Origin of the sequence: Bacillus sp. AP50 (assembly GCF_040492675.1) — a bacterium.
In the GTDB taxonomy this organism is placed as follows: Bacteria; Bacillota; Bacilli; order Bacillales; family Bacillaceae_G; genus Bacillus_A; species Bacillus_A cereus.
This window is the reverse complement of the sequence record NZ_JBEUTW010000691.1, coordinates 1-1705: the sequence shown is the minus strand read 5'-3', so window position 1 is coordinate 1705 and position 1705 is coordinate 1. Positions and strand designations below refer to the sequence as shown.

Here is a 1705-nt window from a genome sequence, read left to right as displayed (position 1 = left end):
GTCTTTATTGTATACTACTTTTCCTGATGCATTTTGGACTTTAATACTCGCATATGTTTCATTAAAATAATGATGCGGTACGCCTGCTTTTAAGTCCACTTGCATTTCTTCTGTCGATTTATTGAAATTAATTTTAGCAAACTCAAAATCACTAATTCCTTTTAGTGACCATGCAAACTGCTTTCCTTCTAAAATACTAGAAGAGTTCGGTATATCTGAATTAAAACCTAAGTTATCTAATATAGTTTTTAAATCAGGTAAAACACCTATTCTATCATTCCACGGATCTTGAGATTTTGTTCCTGTATTCGGATTACTTAAGATATTTCTTAATTCTACTGGTGTATAAGGAGAGCCTCGATGTTCTTTAGCAATACCTTGTATCGAAGTTGCTGCTCCAGCAATAATTGGTGAAGCACTTGATGTTCCACTAAATGTTGATGTATATAAATTTGTAGTATTTTGACTTGGATTTGCTGATGTTGTATCAACATTTTCTCCCCATCCATATACATCTAATCGACTTCCATAATTTGAAAACCATAAACGTTTATGTGGAACAGTTGATGATCCCGCCCCAACCATAATAGCACCTGAATCCTTGAAGTCTGGACTATTTCGATTTAAGATCTTTTTTCCATTACGATCTTTAAAATTATCTAAGTCGTTTGAACCATTTGCGCCAGCTTCTATAATAATAATCCCTTTATCTGCACCAACACGAATTGCATCAAAAATATCTGGATGTACTTCTACAGGTAAATATTTATCCCCATACCCATCATACGAAGCTTGTGCCTCTAATAAAAGAATATCTCCCGCTTGTAAATTATGTACAGCACTTAAAATAGCATCCGCCGTATTATAAATTCCATTATCCCTAATCTGGGATATTACTTTTACATTTGCTTTTGGTGCAATTCCAATATTTCCAATTTGATTATCTTCAGATGAAACAATTCCTAATACAGAAGTACCATGAGCTCTATGCTGGCTTATATTTTGTCCCGACATAAGCTTAATATTTTTATTGACTAAATCCTCATGGTTCAATAACCATCCATATTCCATATCCACAAAAGTTGTACCCTTCCCATCACCACCTTTAATGCTCCAAGCATGCGAGGCATTAATTCCCTTTGGTGCCGCTTCAAGATATCCTTGATTTTTAAATCTAGGATCATCGTACGGATTAACAGATAAATTTGGTAACTGTATTTCAGGGGGTGTCAAAATTTGTTTTTCTTGTATATAAGCCTCCTCTACGAGAGAAGATGTTTCAAATTTTTTCAGTAATAATTCTATTTCTATGTTATTAGGAGCTTGTACAATATAATAATTTAATAAATTATTAGCTGATTCATTAGCAACTGATTTAGATTGTACTGATAACTTTTCAATCTCTATCGGATTTACAGATGAGAACAGACGATTCAAAGTAAGTTCTGTATTTTCGGAAAATAACTGCTTTAAATTGTTATCATAATCCCCATTTTTTATTCGTTTCTCAATACCATCTTCATAAGGTAAGTCAATTTGATTTTTAAACTTTACAATTAATCTTTCTTCCTGTGAATCTCTTTCTTTGTATGTGACATTATTAGATTCAGCGTAAACTTTATTATGAATACTATCATTTTGTAGGATTAGATCTGTTCCTACAAATGTGGTCATTGCAATTGATGAAATTAGAAACCCTTTAAAT

The 1705-nt window shown here is 32.5% G+C and carries 1 protein-coding gene; it reads right to left on the bottom strand.

Annotation, left to right across the window (positions count from 1 at the left end):
• A partial coding sequence (locus ABWK52_RS28440; protein ID WP_353772330.1) for a S8 family serine peptidase occupies positions 1-1705 on the bottom strand: 1705 nt, incomplete at both ends.